Here is a 551-nt window from a genome sequence, read left to right on the forward strand (position 1 = left end):
GTCGAATTTGGGTCATACGCAGGCTGCTGCGGGTGTGGCTGGTGTGATCAAGATGGTGATGGCGATGCGGCATGGTGTTGTGCCGCGGTCGTTGCATGTGGATGAGCCGACGCCGCATGTGGATTGGAGTGCCGGTGCGGTGGAGCTGGTGACCGATCGGGCCGCATGGCCTGTCACCGATCATCCGCGTCGGGCTGGGGTGTCCTCGTTCGGCCTGAGCGGCACCAACGCCCACGTCGTCTTGGAACACGAGCCGGTAGCCCCGGCTCCGGAGCCGCCCGTGCCGACCGAGCTGGTCCCCTGGGTGATCTCGGCTCGCTCCGCCGCCGGGCTCGACGCCCAACGCGACAGCGTGCTGGCCTCCGTGGCCGGCGCGCACCCGGCGCGGGTCGGCCGCGCCCTGGCCGTGGAGCGCTCCGCGCTGGAGCATCGTTCGGTGTTGTTGGGTGGGGTTGAGGTTGCTCGTGGTGTGGTGGGTGGGGGTGGGGTGTGTTTTGTGTTTTCTGGTCAGGGGAGTCAGTGGTTGGGGATGGGTCGGGGGTTGGCGGGGC

1 protein-coding gene is annotated in these 551 nt (G+C 68.8%); it reads left to right on the forward strand.

Translation table 11 applies throughout. The annotated features are described in order from the left end of the window. Nucleotides 1–43: 43 nt before the first annotated feature. Nucleotides 44–551 (forward strand): ketoacyl-synthetase C-terminal extension domain-containing protein (locus CFN78_RS28420; protein WP_276307387.1); only part of this gene is annotated, 508 nt, incomplete at its 3' end.

Origin of the sequence: Amycolatopsis antarctica (genome assembly GCF_002262875.1) — a bacterium.
Lineage (GTDB): Bacteria > Actinomycetota > Actinomycetes > Mycobacteriales > Pseudonocardiaceae > Amycolatopsis > Amycolatopsis antarctica.